The organism is Streptomyces sp. Je 1-4 4N24, assembly GCF_026239515.1.
Lineage (GTDB): Bacteria > Actinomycetota > Actinomycetes > Streptomycetales > Streptomycetaceae > Streptomyces > Streptomyces nigrescens.
In genome coordinates this window covers 5204365-5220288 of record NZ_CP110836.1, presented here as the reverse complement: position 1 = coordinate 5220288, position 15924 = coordinate 5204365, and the positions used below count along the sequence as shown (strand labels likewise).

The window sequence follows — 15924 nt, the reverse complement described above, 5'->3', positions numbered from 1 at the left end:
ACAACGCTTCTCCGGCGGTCGTCACAACCGCCCCGTACACGATACGGCCGCGGTACCCGTTGCGGGCACCGCGGCCGTAGGCAAGCCGTTTGCTGCTATGCGTCCCGGGACGGCAGGGCCGCCATCGCGCGCTTGGTGACCTCGTCGACCTTGCCCATCGCCAGGAGCGTGACCACCAGGTCCTGCGCCTTGTAGTAGTCGATGATCGGCTCGGTCTCCGTGTGGTAGACCTCCAGGCGCTTGCGGACGGTCTCCTCACGGTCGTCGTCCCGCTGGTACAGCTCGCCGCCGCAGACGTCACAGACGCCCTCGGCCTCCGGCTTGTTGTACTCGGCGTGGAAGACGTGGCTGCTGTCGTTGCGGCAGATGCGCCGGCCGGCGATCCGCTTGACGACCTCGTCCTCGGGGACCTCCAGGTCCAGGACGGCGTCCAGCTTGAGGTTCTTGTCCTTGAGGTACTCGTCCAGCGCCTTGGCCTGGCCCAGGTTGCGGGGGAATCCGTCCAGCAGGAAGCCGTTGGCGGCGTCGGGCTGCTCCATACGGTCCTCGGCCATCGCGATGGTGACCGAGTCGGGCACCAGATTGCCGGCGTCCATGTATGACTTCGCCTCGCGGCCGAGGGGCGTCCCCTGGCTGATGTTGGCGCGGAACAGGTCCCCCGTGGAGATGTGCGGGATCGCGAGGTTCTTGGCAAGGTACGCAGCCTGCGTACCCTTGCCGGCCCCCGGGGGTCCGACGAGGACGATTCGCATCAGCGGAGGAACCCTTCGTAGTTGCGCTGCTGAAGCTGGCTCTCGATCTGCTTCACGGTCTCCAGGCCCACACCCACGATGATGAGGATGCTTGTCCCGCCGAACGGGAAGTTCTGGTTCGCGTTGAAGAGCACCAACGCCACTGTTGGTACGAGCGCGATCAGCCCCAGGTACAGCGAGCCCGGCCACGTGATCCGGTTGAGCACGTAGCTGAGGTACTCGGCCGTCGGGCGACCAGCCCGGATACCCGGGATGAAGCCACCATACTTCTTCATGTTGTCGGCAACTTCTTCGGGGTTGAAGCTGATGGCCACGTAGAAGAAGGCGAAGAACACGATCAGCAGGAAGTACGTAACGATGTAAACGGGGTGATTTCCCTTGGTGAAGTTGGTGGCGATCCACGTCGCCCATGCCGCCTTCGACCCGCTGAACTGTGCAATGAGGGCTGGAATGTAGAGCAGCGATGACGCGAAGATGACAGGAATCACACCTGCCTGATTCACCTTGAGCGGGATGTAAGTGGACGTACCGCCGTAGGACCGGCGGCCGATCATCCGCTTCGCGTACTGCACCGGGATCCGCCGCTGAGCCTGCTCGACGAAGACCACCAGGGCGACCATCGCCAGGCCCACCGCGATCACCGCGAAGAACTCGATCCAGCCGTCGGCCAGCTTGCCGGTGAGCTTGATCTGCCACAGCGCGCCCGGGAAGCCGGCGGCGATCGAGATGAACATCAGGATCGACATGCCGTTGCCGATGCCGCGGTCGGTGACCAGCTCGCCGAGCCACATGATCAGGCCGGTGCCGGCGGTCATCGTGATGACCATCGTGATGGTGGTGAAGATCGAGTCGCTGGGCACGATCTCGCTGGCGACCGGGCAGCTCTGGAAGAGCGCACCGCTGCGGGCGGTGGCCACCAGGCCGGTGCCCTGCAGGATGGCGAGCGCCACGGTCAGATAGCGCGTGTACTGGGTAATTTTCGCCTGGCCGGACTGCCCCTCTTTCTTGAGGGCCTCCAGCCGGGGAATCACCACGGTCAGCAGCTGGAGGATGATGCTCGCCGTGATGTACGGCATGATCCCCAGCGCGAAGATCGTGATCTGCAGCAGCGCACCACCGCTGAACATGTTCACCAGGGCGAACAACCCGCTGTTACCGCCGGCCTGCTTCATGCAGGTCTCGACGTTCGCGTAATTCACCCCGGGGACCGGGACATGCGCGCCGATCCGGTAGAGCACGATGATGCCCAATGTGAACAGCAGCTTCTTGCGCAGGTCGGGCGTCTTGAACGCTCGGGCGAACGCGGTGAGCACGGTGCCTCCTGCGCCTCCCGCATGTGCGAGAGGTGACGGTCTTGAGGATCGACGAATAGTTAGCGGCCAAAACCGCACAGGCACGGCCCGTGCGGCGAACGTCCGGAGTCTGGTCCCGGACAAAACAACACTGCACGCCACCTTACCGGCGACCGTACCCCCTTGGAACGACCAACCGGGGATGCCCCAATCGCTGGGCATCCCCGGTCAGTTGAACCAACGAACTCAGATGAGCTCGGTGACGGTGCCGCCGGCAGCGGCGATCTTCTCCTTGGCGGAGCCGGAAACGGCGTCAACCGAAACCTGCAGCGCCACGGAGACCTCGCCCTGGCCCAGGACCTTGACGAGCTCGTTCTTGCGCACCGCGCCCTTGGCGACCAGATCGGCCACCGTGACCTCGCCACCCTGCGGGTAGAGCTCGGCCAGCTTGGCCAGGTTCACGACCTGGAACTGCTTGTGGGCGGGGTTCTTGAAGCCCTTCAGCTTCGGGAGGCGCATGTGGAGGGGCATCTGCCCGCCCTCGAAGCGCTCCGGAACCTGGTAACGGGCCTTCGTGCCCTTGGTACCACGACCAGCGGTCTTACCCTTGGACGCCTCACCACGACCGACACGGGTCTTGGCGGTCTTGGCGCCCGGGGCGGGCCGGAGGTTGTGGACCTTCAGCGGGTTGGTCTCCGCCATGTCAGTCGACCTCCTCAACCGTCACGAGGTGGCGGACGGTGTGCACCATGCCGCGGAACTCGGGGCGGTCCTCCTTGACAACCACGTCGTTGAGCCGCTTGAGGCCCAGCGAACGAAGGGTGTCGCGGTGGTTCTGCTTGCTACCGATGTAGGACTTCGTCTGCGTGATCTTGAGGTGCGCCATTACGCGGTCACCCCGGCACGCGCCCGCAGCAGAGCGGCGGGAGCAACGTCCTCCAGCGGCAGGCCACGACGGGCCGCGATCTCCTCGGGGCGCTGCAGGCCCTGAAGCGCGGTCACCGTGGCGTGCACGATGTTGATCGGGTTCGACGAACCGAGCGACTTGCTCAGCACGTCGTGGATGCCCGCGCACTCCAGAACGGCACGCACGGGGCCACCGGCGATCACACCGGTACCGGGGGAAGCCGGCTTGAGCAGGACAACGCCCGCAGCCTTCTCGCCCTGGATGGGGTGAGGGATGGTGCCCTGGATACGGGGGACCTTGAAGAAGTTCTTCTTGGCCTCTTCCACGCCCTTGGCGATGGCAGCCGGAACTTCCTTGGCCTTGCCGTAACCGACACCTACGGTGCCGTCACCGTCGCCCACCACGACCAGCGCGGTGAAGCTGAAGCGACGGCCACCCTTGACAACCTTGGCGACACGGTTGATCGCGACAACGCGCTCAACGTATGCGGTCTTCTCGGCGGCAGCGCCACCGTCGCGACCCTTCCGGTCCCGCCGCTCGCCGCCACCGGCACCGCTCCCGCGGCGCTGGGGTCCAGCCATTGGATTTACCTCTCTCTGTTACGTCCGCTAGCTCCGGAACCGGGGCTTAGAACTTCAGCCCGGCTTCGCGGGCGGCGTCGGCCAGAGCGGCAATCCGCCCGGCGTACTGCTTGCCACCACGGTCGAACACGACGGCCTCGACACCGGCGGCCTTGGCACGCTCAGCGACCAGGGAGCCGACCTGCTTGGCCTGAGCGCTCTTGTCGCCCTCGCCACCACGAATCGAAGCGTCCAGGGTCGACGCGGAGGCCAGCGTGTGGCCCGCGATGTCGTCGATGACCTGCGCCGTGATGCCACGGTTGGTCCGCGTCACCACCAGACGCGGACGCTCCGGCGTACCCGAAATCCGCTTACGGATGCGGATGTGGCGACGCTTAGCGGCGGCGCGCTTGTAGGCGTCACCCTTAGCGATCTTCACACCGTATGCCATGGCTTACTTACCAGCCTTTCCGACCTTGCGGCGGATGACCTCGCCGGCGTACTTGACGCCCTTGGCCTTGTACGGGTCAGGCTTGCGCAGCTTACGGATGTTCGCCGCCACCTCGCCGACCTTCTGCTTGTCGATGCCCTCGACGCTGAGCTTCGTGGGCGACTCGACCTTGAAGGAGATGCCCTCGGGGGCCTCGACCAGGATCGGGTGGCTGTAGCCCAGCGAGAACTCCAGGTTGGAGCCCTTCGCCTGGACGCGGTAGCCGACACCGCTGATCTCGAGCGCCTTGCTGTAGCCCTGGGTCACGCCGGTGATCATGTTCGCCACCAGCGTGCGGGACAGGCCGTGCAGGGCCTTGTTCTGACGCTCGTCGTTCGGGCGCGAGACGGTGATAACGCCGTCCTCACCCTTGGCGACCTCGATGGGAGCCGCGACGGTGTGCGCGAGGGAACCCTTGGGGCCCTTCACCGCGACCGTACGGCCATCGATGGTGACGTCCACACCAGCGGGAACCTGGATGGGCAGCTTGCCAATACGCGACATTAGCTATTCCTCCGTTCCCTGGTTACCAGACGTAGGCGAGGACTTCCCCACCCACGCCCTTCTTGCTGGCCTGCTGACCGGTCAGGAGACCGTGGGACGTGGAGATGATCGCCACGCCCAGGCCGCCGAGGACCTTCGGCAGGTTGGTGGACTTTGCGTAGACCCGCAGGCCCGGCTTCGAAATCCGCTTGATGCCGGCGATCGAGCGCTCGCGGTTCGGGCCGAACTTCAGCTCGAGGACGAGGTTCTTGCCAACCTCGGCGTCCTCGACGCGCCAGCCGGTGATGTAACCCTCCTGCTGGAGGATCTCCGCGATGTGCGACTTGATCTTGCTGTGCGGCATCACGACGGTGTCGTGGTACGCCGAGTTCGCGTTACGCAGACGGGTCAGCATGTCTGCGATGGGATCAGTCATGGTCATGAATTGGCCTTCGGCCTCTCTCGCCGGGGTTTCCTATGTGCGCCATCCCTCTCCCCGATCAGAGTCGGGACGGGTGCGGCGCGGGGACCTACGGCGTAGTAAGCGACTTTATGCGGGCACGGCCCGCGGTCGGTCTCAGGCGGCGGTGCGCCCAAACCCCTCTACCCTACGGGAAAGGAGGAGTGGACGCCCGCCGACCGAATGCTTACCGAGAGCCCTGGTCGTCCCAATGAAGGGATTACCAGGAGCTCTTGGTCACGCCCGGCAGCTCGCCACGGTGAGCCATCTCACGAAGGCACACGCGGCACAGGCCGAACTTGCGGTAGACGGAGTGCGGACGGCCGCAGCGCTGGCAGCGGGTGTACGCGCGCACACCGAACTTCGGCTTGCGAGCAGCCTTGGCAATCAGAGCCTTCTTCGCCATCTCGCTCACGCCTCCTTGAACGGGAAGCCGAGGTGACGAAGGAGAGCGCGGCCCTCATCGTCGTTGGTCGCCGTGGTGACCACGGTGATGTCCATACCCCGGGTACGGTCGATCTTGTCCTGGTCGATCTCGTGGAACATGACCTGCTCGGTGAGACCGAAGGTGTAGTTGCCCCGACCGTCGAACTGCTTCGGGGACAGACCACGGAAGTCGCGGATGCGCGGCAGCGCGAGCGACAGCAGGCGGTCCAGGAACTCCCACATGCGGTCACCGCGGAGGGTGACGTGGGCACCGATCGGCTGGCCCTCACGCAGCTTGAACTGCGCGATGGACTTACGGGCCTTGGTGACGGCCGGCTTCTGGCCGGTGATCGTGGTGAGGTCCTTGATGGCACCCTCGATCAGCTTGGAGTCGCGGGCGGCGTCGCCCACACCCATGTTGACCACGATCTTGGTCAGACCGGGGATCTGCATGACGTTCTCGTAGGAGAACTCGTCCTTCAGCTTCCCGGCGATCTCTTCGCGGTAGCGCGTCTTCAGACGCGGCGCGTTGGTGGTGGCAGTCATCAGATGTCCTCACCGGTCCGCTTGGCAACGCGGATCTTGTTGCCCTCGTCGTCGAAGCGGTATCCGACGCGGGTGACGACCTTGTTACCGTCCTTCTCCACGACCAGCTGAACGTTGCTGACGTGGACAGGGGCCTCGGTCGTCACGATGCCGCCGGTCTTCGAACCACGAGCGGTCTGTCCGGCCTTGGTGTGCTTCTTGACCCGGTTGACACCCTCGACCAGGACACGGTCCTCGCGGGGGAAGGCCTGGATGACCTTGCCCTGCTTGCCCTTGTCCTTACCGGTGATGACCTGGACCAGGTCGCCCTTCTTGATCTTCATCGGTTACAGCACCTCCGGCGCGAGCGAGATGATCTTCATGAACTTCTTCTCGCGCAGCTCCCGGCCCACGGGGCCGAAGATGCGGGTGCCGCGGGGGTCGCCATCGTTCTTGAGGATGACGGCCGCGTTCTCGTCGAAGCGGATGTACGAGCCGTCCGGACGGCGGCGCTCCTTGACGGTGCGAACGATGACCGCCTTGATGACGTCACCCTTCTTCACGTTGCCACCGGGGATCGCATCCTTCACGGTGGCGACGATGACGTCACCGATGCCCGCGTAGCGGCGACCGGAACCACCGAGAACACGGATGCAAAGGATTTCCTTCGCACCAGTGTTGTCGGCGACCCTCAGTCGCGACTCCTGCTGGATCACGTCTATCTCCTGTGTGTCTGCCGGTTCCCGGCAGGGGCCGCCTCGTACGAGACGAAGCCCCTGCCGAGCCTGGCGGAACTGTTCCTAGGGGGTCCCCCTAGGAGGGATTACTTGGCCTTCTCGAGGATCTCGACGATGCGCCAGCGCTTGGTGGCGGACAGCGGCCGGGTCTCCATCAGGAGGACGCGGTCGCCGACGCCGGCAGCGTTCTGCTCGTCGTGCGCCTTGAGCTTGTTGGTACGGCGGATGACCTTGCCGTACAGCGCGTGCTTGACGCGGTCCTCGACAGCGACGACGACGGTCTTGTCCATCTTGTCGCTGACGACGAGGCCCTCACGGGTCTTGCGGAAACCGCGCTCGTTCGTCTCAGTCACATTCTTCTCGCTCATCAGGCGCTCTCCACCGTCTCGATGCCCAGCTCGCGCTCACGCATCAGGGTGTAGATCCGGGCGATGTCCTTACGGACGGACTTGAGCCGACCGTGGTTCTCAAGCTGTCCGGTCGCCGCCTGGAAGCGGAGGTTGAACAGCTCCTCCTTGGCCTCACGAAGCTTGCCGACGAGGTCCTCGTCATTCAGCTCGCGCAGCTCGGTCGCCTTGGTACCGGCCGCCATCACGACTCACCTGCCTCGCGCCGCACGATGCGGCACTTCATCGGAAGCTTGTGGGCGGCGCGGGTCAGCGCCTCCTTGGCAACCTTTTCGTTCGGGAAGGACAGCTCGAACATCACCCGACCGGGCTTGACGTTCGCGACCCACCACTCCGGAGAACCCTTACCGGAACCCATGCGGGTTTCGGCCGGCTTCTTCGTGAGCGGGCGGTCCGGGTAAATGTTGATCCAGACCTTGCCGCCACGCTTGATGTGACGGGTCATGGCAATACGAGCGGACTCGATCTGCCGGTTCGTCACGTAGGCCGGGGTCACAGCCTGGATTCCGTACTCACCGAAGGCCAGCTCGGTGCCACCCTTGGCCATACCGCTGCGCTTCGGGTGGTGCTGCTTGCGGTGCTTGACCCTGCGAGGGATCAGCATGTCGGTCAGGCCTCCGTTCCGGGGGTCTCCGCCGGAGCAGCGGCAGCGGCCTCGGCCTTGGGGGCCTCGGCAGCGGCGGTCTGCTGCTGCGGCTTGCGGCCACCGCGGCCGCCACGCTCGCCACCGCGGCGCGGGCGGTCGTTGCCGCCACCGCGGGCCGGGCGGTTACCCGCACGGGCGGCAGCGTTCTCGGCACGCACCTCGGCGATGTTCTTGACGTCGCCCTTGTAGATCCAGACCTTCACGCCGATGCGGCCGAAGGTGGTCTTGGCCTCGAAGAAGCCGTAGTCGACGTTCGCGCGGAGCGTGTGCAGGGGCACACGGCCCTCGCGGTAGAACTCCGAGCGGGACATCTCGGCGCCGCCGAGACGGCCACCGCACTGGATCTTGATGCCCTTGGCGCCGGCCTTCATCGTCGACTGCATGCTCTTACGCATGGCGCGACGGAAGGAGACGCGGGACGAGAGCTGCTCGGCGACGGCCTGGGCCACGAGCTGAGCATCGGTCTCGGGGTTCTTGACCTCGAGGATGTTCAGCTGGACCTGCTTGCCGGTCAGCTTCTCCAGCTCGCCGCGGATGCGGTCGGCCTCGGCGCCGCGGCGGCCGATGACGATGCCCGGACGAGCGGTGTGGATGTCAACGCGGACGCGCTCACGGGTGCGCTCGATCTCCACCTTGGAGATACCGGCGCGCTCCATGCCCTTCGTCATCATGCGACGAATGGCGACGTCTTCCTTGACGTAGTCCTTGTACAGCTTGTCGGCGTACCAGCGGGACTTGAAGTCCGTCGTCACGCCGAGGCGGAACCCGTGCGGGTTTACCTTCTGGCCCATTACCGGGTTCCTTCCTTGCTGCTGACGACCACGGTGATGTGGCTGGTCCGCTTGCGGATCCGGTAGGCACGGCCCTGAGCACGCGGACGGAACCGCTTCAGGGTCGGGCCCTCGTCGACATAGGCCTCGGAGATGACGAGGCTGCCGGCGTCGGTGTGGTCGTAGTTGTGTGCAGCGTTGGCAATGGCGCTGTCCAGCACCTTGCCAACCGGCACGCTCGCGGCCTGCGGGGCGAAACGCAGGACCGCCTGAGCCTCCGTGGCATCCATGCCACGGATAAGGTCCACCACGCGGCGGGCCTTCATGGGCGTGACGCGGATGTACCGCGCCTGGGCCCTGGCTTCCATGGTTGTCCCTTCGGTGTCAGTCATAGTCTTCGCACTCCGGTCGATCAGCGACGACGCGACTTGCGGTCGTCCTTCTCGTGGCCGCGGAAGGTGCGGGTCGGCGCAAACTCGCCGAGCTTGTGGCCGACCATCGACTCGGTGACGAACACCGGGACGTGCTTGCGGCCGTCGTGCACCGCGATCGTGTGGCCGAGCATGGCCGGGACGATCATGGAGCGGCGGGACCAGGTCTTGATGACGTTCTTGGTGCCGGCATCGTTCTGAACATCCACCTTCTTGGAAAGGTGGTCGTCGACGAAGGGCCCCTTCTTGAGACTGCGCGGCATCTAAACCCGCTCCTAGCGCTTCTTGTTCGTCTTGCGGCGGCGGACGATGTACTTGTTGCTCGCCTTCTTCGGCGAACGAGTACGACCCTCCTTCTGACCCCACGGCGAGACCGGGTGGCGACCACCGGAGGTCTTGCCCTCACCACCACCGTGCGGGTGGTCGACGGGGTTCATCACGACACCACGCACGGTCGGGCGGACGCCCTTCCAGCGCATACGGCCGGCCTTACCCCAGTTGATGTTCGACTGCTCGGCGTTGCCGACCTCGCCGACAGTGGCGCGGCAGCGCACGTCGACCAGGCGGATCTCACCGGACGGCATACGAAGGTGAGCCATGCGGCCCTCCTTCGCCAGCAGCTGCACGGAGGCACCGGCAGAGCGGGCGAACTTCGCACCGCCGCCCGGACGGAGCTCGATCGCGTGGATCGTCGTACCCACGGGGATGTGACGCAGCGGCAGGTTGTTGCCCGGCTTGATGTCGGCGCCAGCGCCGTTCTCAATCCGAGCACCCTGGACCAGGCCACGGGGCGCGATGATGTAGCGCTTCTCGCCGTCTGCGTAGTGCAGCAGCGCGATGCGCGCGGTGCGGTTCGGGTCGTACTCGATGTGCGCGACCTTGGCCGGCACGCCGTCCTTGTCGTGACGACGGAAGTCGATCACTCGGTAGGCGCGCTTGTGGCCACCGCCCTGGTGGCGAACGGTCACACGACCGGCGTTGTTACGGCCGCCCTTGCTGTGCAGCGGGCGGACCAGCGACTTCTCCGGCGTGGACCGCGTGATCTCGACAAAGTCGGCGACGCTGGAGCCACGACGGCCCGGGGTCGTCGGCTTGTACTTGCGGATACCCATTTCTCAGTCCTCGTCCGATTCCGGACGACTCGGACTCCGTTAGGAGACCGGGCCGCCGAAGATGTCGATACGGTCGCCCTCGGCGAGGGTCACGATGGCGCGCTTGGTGTTCGCGCGCTTGCCGTAACCGGTGCGGGTGCGCTTGCGCTTGCCCTGCCGGTTGATCGTGTTGACCCCGGTGACCTTGACCGAGAAGACCGCCTCGACGGCCTGCTTGATCTGGGTCTTGTTCGCGCCGGGCGCGACGATGAACGTGTACTTGTTCTCGTCCAGCAGCGCGTAGCTCTTCTCCGAGACAACCGGCTTGACGAGCACGTCACGCGGGTCCGAGAAGGTCTTGCTGGTGACGACGGCCTCAGTCATCAGGCGTCGCTCCCTTCGGTCTCAGCGGCCTTGGGGCCAGACACGAAGGACTCGAAAGCGGCCTTGGTGAAGACCACGTCGTCGGAGACGAGCACGTCGTACGTGTTCAGCTGGCCCGGCTCCAGGATGTGAACCTGGGGCAGGTTGCGGGCGGACAGCCACGCGGCCTCGTCGCTGCGCTCGGCGACCAGAAGCACGTTCTTGCGCTCGCTGACCTTGCCGAGAAGCGTCTTGGCGGCCTTGGTGGAGATGTCGCCCTCGACCACGCCGGCAACGACGTGGATGCGGCTGTTGCGGGCCCGGTCGGTGAGGGCACCGCGCAGGGCGGCAACCTTCATCTTCTTCGGGGTCCGCTGGCTGTAGTCACGCGGCACGGGGCCGTGGACGATGCCACCGCCGGCGAACTGCGGCGCACGGGTCGAACCCTGACGCGCCCGGCCGGTGCCCTTCTGGCGGTACGGCTTCTTGCCACCGCCGCGGACCTCGCCGCGAGTCTTGGTCTTGTGCGTGCCCTGACGGGCCGCGGCCAGCTGTGCGACAACGACCTGGTGGATCAGCGGAACGCTGACCTTGGCGTCGAAGATCTCCGTGGGGAGCTCGACGGTACCGGCCTTGTCGCCTGCCGGCGAAAGGATGTCAATGGTGCTCATCGGTTACCTCAGGCCCCCTTGGCCGCGGTACGGACCAGGACGAGGCCGCCGTTCGGACCAGGAACTGCGCCCTTGATGAGCAGCAGACCCTTCTCCGCGTCAACGGCGTGGACGGTCAGGTTCTGGGTGGTGACCCGCTCATTGCCCATACGGCCGGCCATCCGCATGCCCTTGAACACGCGGCCCGGGGTGGCACAGCCACCGATGGAGCCAGGCTTACGGTGCACACGGTGGGCACCGTGGGAGGCCTTGCCGCCATGGAAGCCGTGACGCTTCATGACACCGGCGAAGCCCTTGCCCTTGCTCTTGCCGGTCACATCCACCTTGACGCCGGACTCGAAGGTCTCAGCGGTCAGCTCCTGGCCGAGGGTGTACTCACCGGCGTCGGTGGTACGGACCTCGACGAGGTGACGACGGGGGGTGACGTCGGCCTTCGCGAAGTGGCCCTTGAGGGGCTTGTTCACCTTGCGCGGGTCGATCTCGCCGAAGGCGATCTGGACGGAGTCGTAACCGTCCTGGTCATTGGTGCGCACCTGGGTAACGACACAGGGGCCGGCCTTCACCACGGTCACCGGGACGACACGGTTGTTCTCGTCCCAGACCTGGGTCATGCCGAGCTTCTCGCCCAGGATGCCCTTGATCTGCTTAGCCATCTCTTCCGCGCCTCTCAGAGCTTGATCTCGATGTCAACGCCGGCCGGAAGGTCCAGGCGCATCAGCGAGTCAACGGTCTTGGGCGTCGGGTCGAGGATGTCGATCAGGCGCTTGTGCGTGCGCATCTCGAAGTGCTCGCGCGAGTCCTTGTACTTGTGCGGCGACTTGATGACGCAGTACACGTTCTTTTCAGTGGGCAGCGGCACCGGGCCCGCGACCGACGCACCAGTGCGGGTCACCGTCTCGACGATCTTCTTCGCCGAGGAGTCGATGACCTCGTGGTCGTAGGCCTTGAGCCGGATGCGGATCTTCTGTCCCGCCATGGCTACTTCGTAGTCCTGTCTCTCGTAACGCTCTGGGACCCGGTGCGCTGCGCCTCAGCGGAAGCGCTGTTCTTCTCCGACCCACGCGGTCGGGCGTGTCGCACCCCTTCTCGTAAATCCCCGTAAAGGGAATCCTTCAAGAAGGAGAAGGCAGGGGAAGAACACCCACCGGGTGCCTGGCCGAGGCACCCCGCTGACGCTTCCCGGAAGATTCCCGTATTTCCGGCCCTGAGAAGGGACGACGAATACCTGGGACTCGCTTCCGGTCCTCCCGGCGGGAGGCGCGCAGCATCGGCACTCAACCGAGCAACCTGGACAGTGTGCCACACCTGGGACGCGTAAGGCCAATCGGACCCCAACTGTCAAGGAGCCCCGCCCACCTGACGGTGGACGGGGCTCCTCATGAGCTCCGGGGAGCTACGACCGGATCGACCGGATCAGCGAAATTACTTCGTGATCTTGGTGACCTGGCCGGCGCCGACGGTCCGGCCACCCTCACGGATGGCGAACTTCAGGCCCTCCTCCATGGCGACCGGCTGGATCAGCTCGACCGTCATCTCGGTGTTGTCGCCCGGCATGACCATCTCGGTGCCCTCGGGGAGGGTCACGACGCCGGTCACGTCCGTGGTACGGAAGTAGAACTGCGGGCGGTAGTTGTTGAAGAACGGGGTGTGACGGCCACCCTCGTCCTTCGACAGGATGTACGCCTGGGCCTCGAAGGAGGTGTGCGGCGTGACCGAGCCCGGCTTGATGATGACCTGGCCGCGCTCGACGTCCTCGCGCTTGATGCCGCGGAGGAGCAGACCGACGTTCTCACCGGCCTGGCCCTCGTCGAGGAGCTTCCGGAACATCTCGATACCGGTGACCGTGGTGGTGGTCTTCTCGGTCTTGATGCCGATGATGTCGACGGTCTCGTTGACCTTGAGGACACCACGCTCGATACGACCGGTGACAACGGTGCCACGGCCGGTGATCGTGAAGACGTCCTCGATCGGCATCAGGAACGGCTTGTCGACGTCGCGCTCGGGCTGCGGGATCGACTCGTCGACGGCGTTCATGAGCTTGAGGACGGAGTCGCCCCACTCCTTGTCGCCCTCGAGCGCCTTGAGCGCCGAGACCTTGACGACCGGAACGTCGTCGCCGGGGAACTCGTACTCGGAGAGGAGCTCACGGACCTCGAGCTCGACGAGCTCCAGGATCTCCTCGTCGTCCACCATGTCGGCCTTGTTCAGGGCGACAACGATGTACGGAACGCCGACCTGGCGGGCCAGGAGCACGTGCTCCTTGGTCTGCGGCATCGGGCCGTCGGTCGCGGCGACCACGAGGATGGCGCCGTCCATCTGCGCCGCACCCGTGATCATGTTCTTGATGTAGTCCGCGTGACCGGGGCAGTCGACGTGGGCGTAGTGACGGTTCTCCGTCTGGTACTCGACGTGCGCGATCGAAATCGTGATACCGCGCTGGCGCTCCTCAGGAGCCTTGTCGATCTGGTCGAAGGCCGAGGCCTCGTTCAGGTCCGGGTACGCGTCGTGCAGCACCTTGGTAATGGCGGCCGTGAGGGTCGTCTTACCGTGGTCAATGTGACCGATGGTGCCGATGTTGACGTGCGGCTTAGTCCGCTCGAACTTCGCCTTCGCCACTGGTTCCTCCTGAAGTGGTTCTGTACGCCTTACTCATCGGCGCCAGGTGATCTTTGCTGGGATGCCGGCTGCCGGGGCATTCCTCACGGATTGCGGGGATTACCCCGGCAGACGGTGTCAAGCCTAAAGCGTGTTCCGACTCTCGGGAGACGGACCTATTCGCCCTTGGCCTTCGCGATGATCTCCTCGGCGACGTTCCGGGGAACCTCGGCGTAGGAGTCGAACTGCATCGAGTAGCTTGCGCGACCCGAGGTCTTGCTGCGGAGGTCGCCGACGTAGCCGAACATCTCCGACAGGGGGACCAGGCCCGTGACGAGCTTGGCGCCACTGCGCTCCTCCATGGACTGGATCTGTCCACGGCGGGAGTTGATGTCGCCGATCACATCGCCCATGTAGTCCTCGGGCGTGGTGACCTCGACCTTCATCATCGGCTCGAGCAGGGCCGGGGAGGCCTTGCGCGCGGCCTCCTTGAAGGCCATCGAACCAGCGATCTTGAAGGCCATCTCCGAGGAGTCGACCTCGTGGAAGGCACCGTCGAGGAGCGTGACCTTGACACCGGTCAGCGGGTAGCCGGCGAGAACACCGAACTCCATGGCCTCCTGGCAGCCCGCGTCCACGGACGGGATGTACTCCCGCGGGATACGGCCACCGGTGACCTTGTTCTCGAACTCGTACCCGTCGCCCTCGAGCGGAGCGATCGCGATCTGCACCTTCGCGAACTGGCCGGAACCACCAGTCTGCTTCTTGTGCGTGTAGTCGAGACGCTCGACGGCCTTGCGCAGGGTCTCGCGGTAGGCGACCTGCGGCTTGCCGACGTTGGCCTCGACCCGGAACTCACGCTTCATACGGTCGACCAGCACGTCGAGGTGCAGCTCGCCCATACCCGCGATGATGGTCTGGCCGGTCTCCTCGTCGGTGTGAACCTGGAACGAGGGGTCCTCTTCGGCGAGTCGCTGGATGGCGACACCCAGCTTCTCCTGGTCGCCCTTGGACTTGGGCTCAATGGCGACCTGGATGACCGGGGCCGGGAACTCCATCGACTCAAGGATGACCGGGTTCGACGCGTCGCAGAGGGTCTCACCGGTGGTGGTCTGCTTCAGACCCATGACGGCGACGATGTCACCGGCACCCACCGACTCGATCTCCTCACGCTTGTTCGCGTGCATCCGGTAGATCTTGCCGATGCGCTCCTTCTTGCCCTTCACCGAGTTCTGCACCTGCGAGCCGGCCTCGAGGCGGCCCGAGTACACCCGGATGAAGGTGAGCTTGCCCAGGTGGGGGTCGCTCGCAATCTTGAACGCAAGAGCGGACAGCGGCTCGTCCTCGGACGGCTTGCGCTTGATGACCTCTTCCGGGTCGCTGACCGCGTGGCCCTCAATGGCCTCGACGTCCAGCGGGGAGGGGAGGTAGCGCACGACCGCGTCGAGCAGGGGCTGCACACCCTTGTTCTTGAACGCGGTACCGCAGAACACCGGAGTGACGGTGGTGTTCTCGGCCTTGCCGGAGGCGATGGTGATCCGGCGGATCGCCGCGTAGAGCTGCTCCACGGTGGGCTCCTGGCCCTCCAGGTACAGCTCCATGATCTCTTCATCGTTCTCGGCAACGGCCTCGAGCAGCTTGCCGCGCCACTCGTCGGCCGCCTCGATGTGCGTGTCCGGGATGTCGACGGTGTCGTACATCTCGCCCTTGGCGGCCTCGGCCGACCAGACCAGGGCCTTCATGCTGACGAGGTCGACGACGCCCTTGAAGTCCGCCTCGGTGCCGATCGGCAGCTGCATCACGATCGGGGTCGCGCCCAGGCGGTCCACGATCATGTCGACGCAGCGGTGGAACTCGGCGCCCGTACGGTCGAGCTTGTTGACGAAGCAGATACGCGGAACGCCGTAGCGGTCCGCCTGACGCCAGACGGTCTCGGACTGGGGCTCGACACCGGCAACGCCGTCGAACACCGTCACCGCACCGTCCAGGACGCGCAGCGAGCGCTCCACCTCGACCGTGAAGTCGACGTGGCCCGGGGTGTCGATGATGTTGATGGTGTTGTCGACGTCTTCCAGCGGCCAGTGGCAGGTCGTCGCGGCAGACGTGATGGTGATGCCGCGCTCCTGCTCCTGCTCCATCCAGTCCATCGTGGCAGCGCCGTCGTGGACCTCACCGATCTTGTACGAAACACCGGTGTAGAACAGGATCCGCTCGGTGGTGGTCGTCTTGCCCGCGTCGATGTGGGCCATGATCCCGATATTGCGGACCTTGGCCAGGTCAAGCGAAGTGGTGGCCATAGTGGCTCAATCTTCTCTCGG

General features: G+C 65.3%; 25 protein-coding genes. All 25 read right to left on the bottom strand.

What is annotated here, in order from left to right:
• Positions 1-95 precede the first annotated feature (95 nt).
• Complete coding sequence (locus SLV14N_RS22920) at positions 96-752, bottom strand: adenylate kinase (RefSeq protein ID WP_208683147.1); 657 nt, start codon at positions 750-752, stop codon at positions 96-98.
• Positions 752-2065, bottom strand: a complete 1314-nt coding sequence (secY, locus tag SLV14N_RS22915) for a preprotein translocase subunit SecY (RefSeq protein ID WP_208683146.1) — start codon at positions 2063-2065, stop codon at positions 752-754. Before secY ends, SLV14N_RS22920 begins: the two co-directional genes overlap by 1 nt.
• Before the next feature lie 225 nt (positions 2066-2290).
• On the bottom strand, positions 2291-2746 hold the full coding sequence (gene rplO, locus SLV14N_RS22910) for a 50S ribosomal protein L15 (protein ID WP_018090892.1): 456 nt from the start codon (positions 2744-2746) through the stop codon (positions 2291-2293).
• A 1-nt stretch (position 2747) separates the two neighbouring features.
• Positions 2748-2930 (bottom strand): 50S ribosomal protein L30, encoded by a 183-nt coding sequence (gene rpmD, locus SLV14N_RS22905; RefSeq protein WP_006604889.1) that lies wholly within the window; start codon positions 2928-2930, stop codon positions 2748-2750.
• Positions 2930-3532, bottom strand: coding sequence for a 30S ribosomal protein S5 (gene rpsE, locus SLV14N_RS22900; protein WP_006604888.1), 603 nt, complete (start codon positions 3530-3532; stop codon positions 2930-2932). Before rpsE ends, rpmD begins: the two co-directional genes overlap by 1 nt.
• 46 nt (positions 3533-3578) lie before the next feature.
• Entirely contained in the window at positions 3579-3962 is a 384-nt protein-coding gene (rplR, locus tag SLV14N_RS22895; RefSeq protein WP_018090893.1) for a 50S ribosomal protein L18, read from the bottom strand.
• Positions 3963-3965: 3 nt separating this feature from the next.
• The gene (rplF, locus tag SLV14N_RS22890; RefSeq protein WP_018090894.1) at positions 3966-4505 is read right to left on the bottom strand and encodes a 50S ribosomal protein L6; all 540 of its coding nucleotides are present in this window, start codon (positions 4503-4505) and stop codon (positions 3966-3968) included.
• Positions 4506-4527: 22 nt separating this feature from the next.
• Positions 4528-4926 (bottom strand): 30S ribosomal protein S8, encoded by a 399-nt coding sequence (rpsH, locus tag SLV14N_RS22885; protein ID WP_006604885.1) that lies wholly within the window; start codon positions 4924-4926, stop codon positions 4528-4530.
• Between the two features lie 238 nt (positions 4927-5164).
• The gene (locus tag SLV14N_RS22880) at positions 5165-5350 is read right to left on the bottom strand and encodes a type Z 30S ribosomal protein S14 (RefSeq protein ID WP_003956452.1); all 186 of its coding nucleotides are present in this window, start codon (positions 5348-5350) and stop codon (positions 5165-5167) included.
• Positions 5351-5355: 5 nt separating this feature from the next.
• On the bottom strand, positions 5356-5916 hold the full coding sequence (rplE, locus tag SLV14N_RS22875) for a 50S ribosomal protein L5 (RefSeq protein WP_018090895.1): 561 nt from the start codon (positions 5914-5916) through the stop codon (positions 5356-5358).
• On the bottom strand, positions 5916-6239 hold the full coding sequence (gene rplX, locus SLV14N_RS22870; RefSeq protein ID WP_006604883.1) for a 50S ribosomal protein L24: 324 nt from the start codon (positions 6237-6239) through the stop codon (positions 5916-5918). The genes rplE and rplX overlap by 1 nt, the downstream gene beginning before the upstream one ends.
• Positions 6240-6242: 3 nt before the next feature.
• Positions 6243-6611 carry a 50S ribosomal protein L14 gene (gene rplN, locus SLV14N_RS22865; RefSeq protein ID WP_003992364.1) on the bottom strand — a complete coding sequence of 123 codons (369 nt, stop codon included), beginning with the start codon at positions 6609-6611 and terminating at the stop codon, positions 6243-6245.
• A gap of 107 nt (positions 6612-6718) precedes the next feature.
• A complete protein-coding gene (gene rpsQ / locus SLV14N_RS22860) occupies positions 6719-7000 on the bottom strand; it encodes a 30S ribosomal protein S17 (protein ID WP_006604882.1) in 282 nt (93 codons plus the stop codon).
• A complete protein-coding gene (gene rpmC, locus SLV14N_RS22855; RefSeq protein ID WP_018090896.1) occupies positions 7000-7224 on the bottom strand; it encodes a 50S ribosomal protein L29 in 225 nt (74 codons plus the stop codon). Before rpmC ends, rpsQ begins: the two co-directional genes overlap by 1 nt.
• Positions 7224-7643: a 50S ribosomal protein L16 gene (gene rplP, locus SLV14N_RS22850; protein ID WP_006604880.1), complete on the bottom strand. Its 420-nt coding sequence runs from the start codon at positions 7641-7643 to the stop codon at positions 7224-7226. The genes rpmC and rplP overlap by 1 nt, the downstream gene beginning before the upstream one ends.
• A gap of 5 nt (positions 7644-7648) precedes the next feature.
• The gene (rpsC, locus tag SLV14N_RS22845) at positions 7649-8476 is read right to left on the bottom strand and encodes a 30S ribosomal protein S3 (RefSeq protein ID WP_018090897.1); all 828 of its coding nucleotides are present in this window, start codon (positions 8474-8476) and stop codon (positions 7649-7651) included.
• Positions 8476-8823 carry a 50S ribosomal protein L22 gene (gene rplV / locus SLV14N_RS22840; protein ID WP_006604878.1) on the bottom strand — a complete coding sequence of 116 codons (348 nt, stop codon included), beginning with the start codon at positions 8821-8823 and terminating at the stop codon, positions 8476-8478. The genes rpsC and rplV overlap by 1 nt, the downstream gene beginning before the upstream one ends.
• A gap of 44 nt (positions 8824-8867) precedes the next feature.
• Complete coding sequence (rpsS, locus tag SLV14N_RS22835; protein ID WP_018090899.1) at positions 8868-9149, bottom strand: 30S ribosomal protein S19; 282 nt, start codon at positions 9147-9149, stop codon at positions 8868-8870.
• A 12-nt stretch (positions 9150-9161) separates the two neighbouring features.
• A complete protein-coding gene (gene rplB / locus SLV14N_RS22830; RefSeq protein ID WP_088798407.1) occupies positions 9162-9998 on the bottom strand; it encodes a 50S ribosomal protein L2 in 837 nt (278 codons plus the stop codon).
• Between the two features lie 39 nt (positions 9999-10037).
• A complete protein-coding gene (gene rplW / locus SLV14N_RS22825) occupies positions 10038-10361 on the bottom strand; it encodes a 50S ribosomal protein L23 (protein ID WP_033269707.1) in 324 nt (107 codons plus the stop codon).
• Positions 10361-11011, bottom strand: coding sequence for a 50S ribosomal protein L4 (gene rplD / locus SLV14N_RS22820; protein WP_042155858.1), 651 nt, complete (start codon positions 11009-11011; stop codon positions 10361-10363). Before rplD ends, rplW begins: the two co-directional genes overlap by 1 nt.
• A gap of 8 nt (positions 11012-11019) precedes the next feature.
• Positions 11020-11664: a 50S ribosomal protein L3 gene (gene rplC / locus SLV14N_RS22815; protein WP_018090903.1), complete on the bottom strand. Its 645-nt coding sequence runs from the start codon at positions 11662-11664 to the stop codon at positions 11020-11022.
• Between the two features lie 14 nt (positions 11665-11678).
• Positions 11679-11987, bottom strand: coding sequence for a 30S ribosomal protein S10 (rpsJ, locus tag SLV14N_RS22810; protein WP_003948644.1), 309 nt, complete (start codon positions 11985-11987; stop codon positions 11679-11681).
• A gap of 446 nt (positions 11988-12433) precedes the next feature.
• Positions 12434-13627, bottom strand: a complete 1194-nt coding sequence (gene tuf, locus SLV14N_RS22805) for an elongation factor Tu (RefSeq protein ID WP_127151661.1) — start codon at positions 13625-13627, stop codon at positions 12434-12436.
• 155 nt (positions 13628-13782) lie between these two features.
• Positions 13783-15903 (bottom strand): elongation factor G, encoded by a 2121-nt coding sequence (gene fusA / locus SLV14N_RS22800; RefSeq protein WP_208683144.1) that lies wholly within the window; start codon positions 15901-15903, stop codon positions 13783-13785.
• Between the last annotated feature and the right edge of the window lie 21 nt (positions 15904-15924).

Bases quoted from the DNA above. Each gene is read 5' to 3' on its own strand.
- SLV14N_RS22920 (WP_208683147.1), bottom strand. From the start codon at position 752: ATGCGAATCGTCCTCGTCGGACCCCCGGGGGCCGGCAAGGGTACGCAG.
- rplP (WP_006604880.1), bottom strand. From the start codon at position 7,643: ATGCTGATCCCTCGCAGGGTCAAGCACCGCAAGCAGCACCACCCGAAG.
- rplR (WP_018090893.1), bottom strand. From the start codon at position 3,962: ATGGCATACGGTGTGAAGATCGCTAAGGGTGACGCCTACAAGCGCGCC.
- SLV14N_RS22880 (WP_003956452.1), bottom strand. From the start codon at position 5,350: ATGGCGAAGAAGGCTCTGATTGCCAAGGCTGCTCGCAAGCCGAAGTTC.
- rpsQ (WP_006604882.1), bottom strand. From the start codon at position 7,000: ATGAGCGAGAAGAATGTGACTGAGACGAACGAGCGCGGTTTCCGCAAG.
- rpsH (WP_006604885.1), bottom strand. From the start codon at position 4,926: ATGACCATGACTGATCCCATCGCAGACATGCTGACCCGTCTGCGTAAC.
- rpmD (WP_006604889.1), bottom strand. From the start codon at position 2,930: ATGGCGCACCTCAAGATCACGCAGACGAAGTCCTACATCGGTAGCAAG.
- rpsE (WP_006604888.1), bottom strand. From the start codon at position 3,532: ATGGCTGGACCCCAGCGCCGCGGGAGCGGTGCCGGTGGCGGCGAGCGG.
- rpmC (WP_018090896.1), bottom strand. From the start codon at position 7,224: ATGGCGGCCGGTACCAAGGCGACCGAGCTGCGCGAGCTGAATGACGAG.
- fusA (WP_208683144.1), bottom strand. From the start codon at position 15,903: ATGGCCACCACTTCGCTTGACCTGGCCAAGGTCCGCAATATCGGGATC.
- rplD (WP_042155858.1), bottom strand. From the start codon at position 11,011: ATGAGCACCATTGACATCCTTTCGCCGGCAGGCGACAAGGCCGGTACC.
- rplV (WP_006604878.1), bottom strand. From the start codon at position 8,823: ATGGAAGCCAGGGCCCAGGCGCGGTACATCCGCGTCACGCCCATGAAG.
- rplO (WP_018090892.1), bottom strand. From the start codon at position 2,746: ATGGCGGAGACCAACCCGCTGAAGGTCCACAACCTCCGGCCCGCCCCG.
- rpsS (WP_018090899.1), bottom strand. From the start codon at position 9,149: ATGCCGCGCAGTCTCAAGAAGGGGCCCTTCGTCGACGACCACCTTTCC.
- rpsC (WP_018090897.1), bottom strand. From the start codon at position 8,476: ATGGGCCAGAAGGTAAACCCGCACGGGTTCCGCCTCGGCGTGACGACG.
- rplX (WP_006604883.1), bottom strand. From the start codon at position 6,239: ATGAAGATCAAGAAGGGCGACCTGGTCCAGGTCATCACCGGTAAGGAC.
- rplB (WP_088798407.1), bottom strand. From the start codon at position 9,998: ATGGGTATCCGCAAGTACAAGCCGACGACCCCGGGCCGTCGTGGCTCC.
- rplE (WP_018090895.1), bottom strand. From the start codon at position 5,916: ATGACTGCCACCACCAACGCGCCGCGTCTGAAGACGCGCTACCGCGAA.
- rplW (WP_033269707.1), bottom strand. From the start codon at position 10,361: ATGACTGAGGCCGTCGTCACCAGCAAGACCTTCTCGGACCCGCGTGAC.
- rplC (WP_018090903.1), bottom strand. From the start codon at position 11,664: ATGGCTAAGCAGATCAAGGGCATCCTGGGCGAGAAGCTCGGCATGACC.
- rpsJ (WP_003948644.1), bottom strand. From the start codon at position 11,987: ATGGCGGGACAGAAGATCCGCATCCGGCTCAAGGCCTACGACCACGAG.
- rplF (WP_018090894.1), bottom strand. From the start codon at position 4,505: ATGTCGCGTATTGGCAAGCTGCCCATCCAGGTTCCCGCTGGTGTGGAC.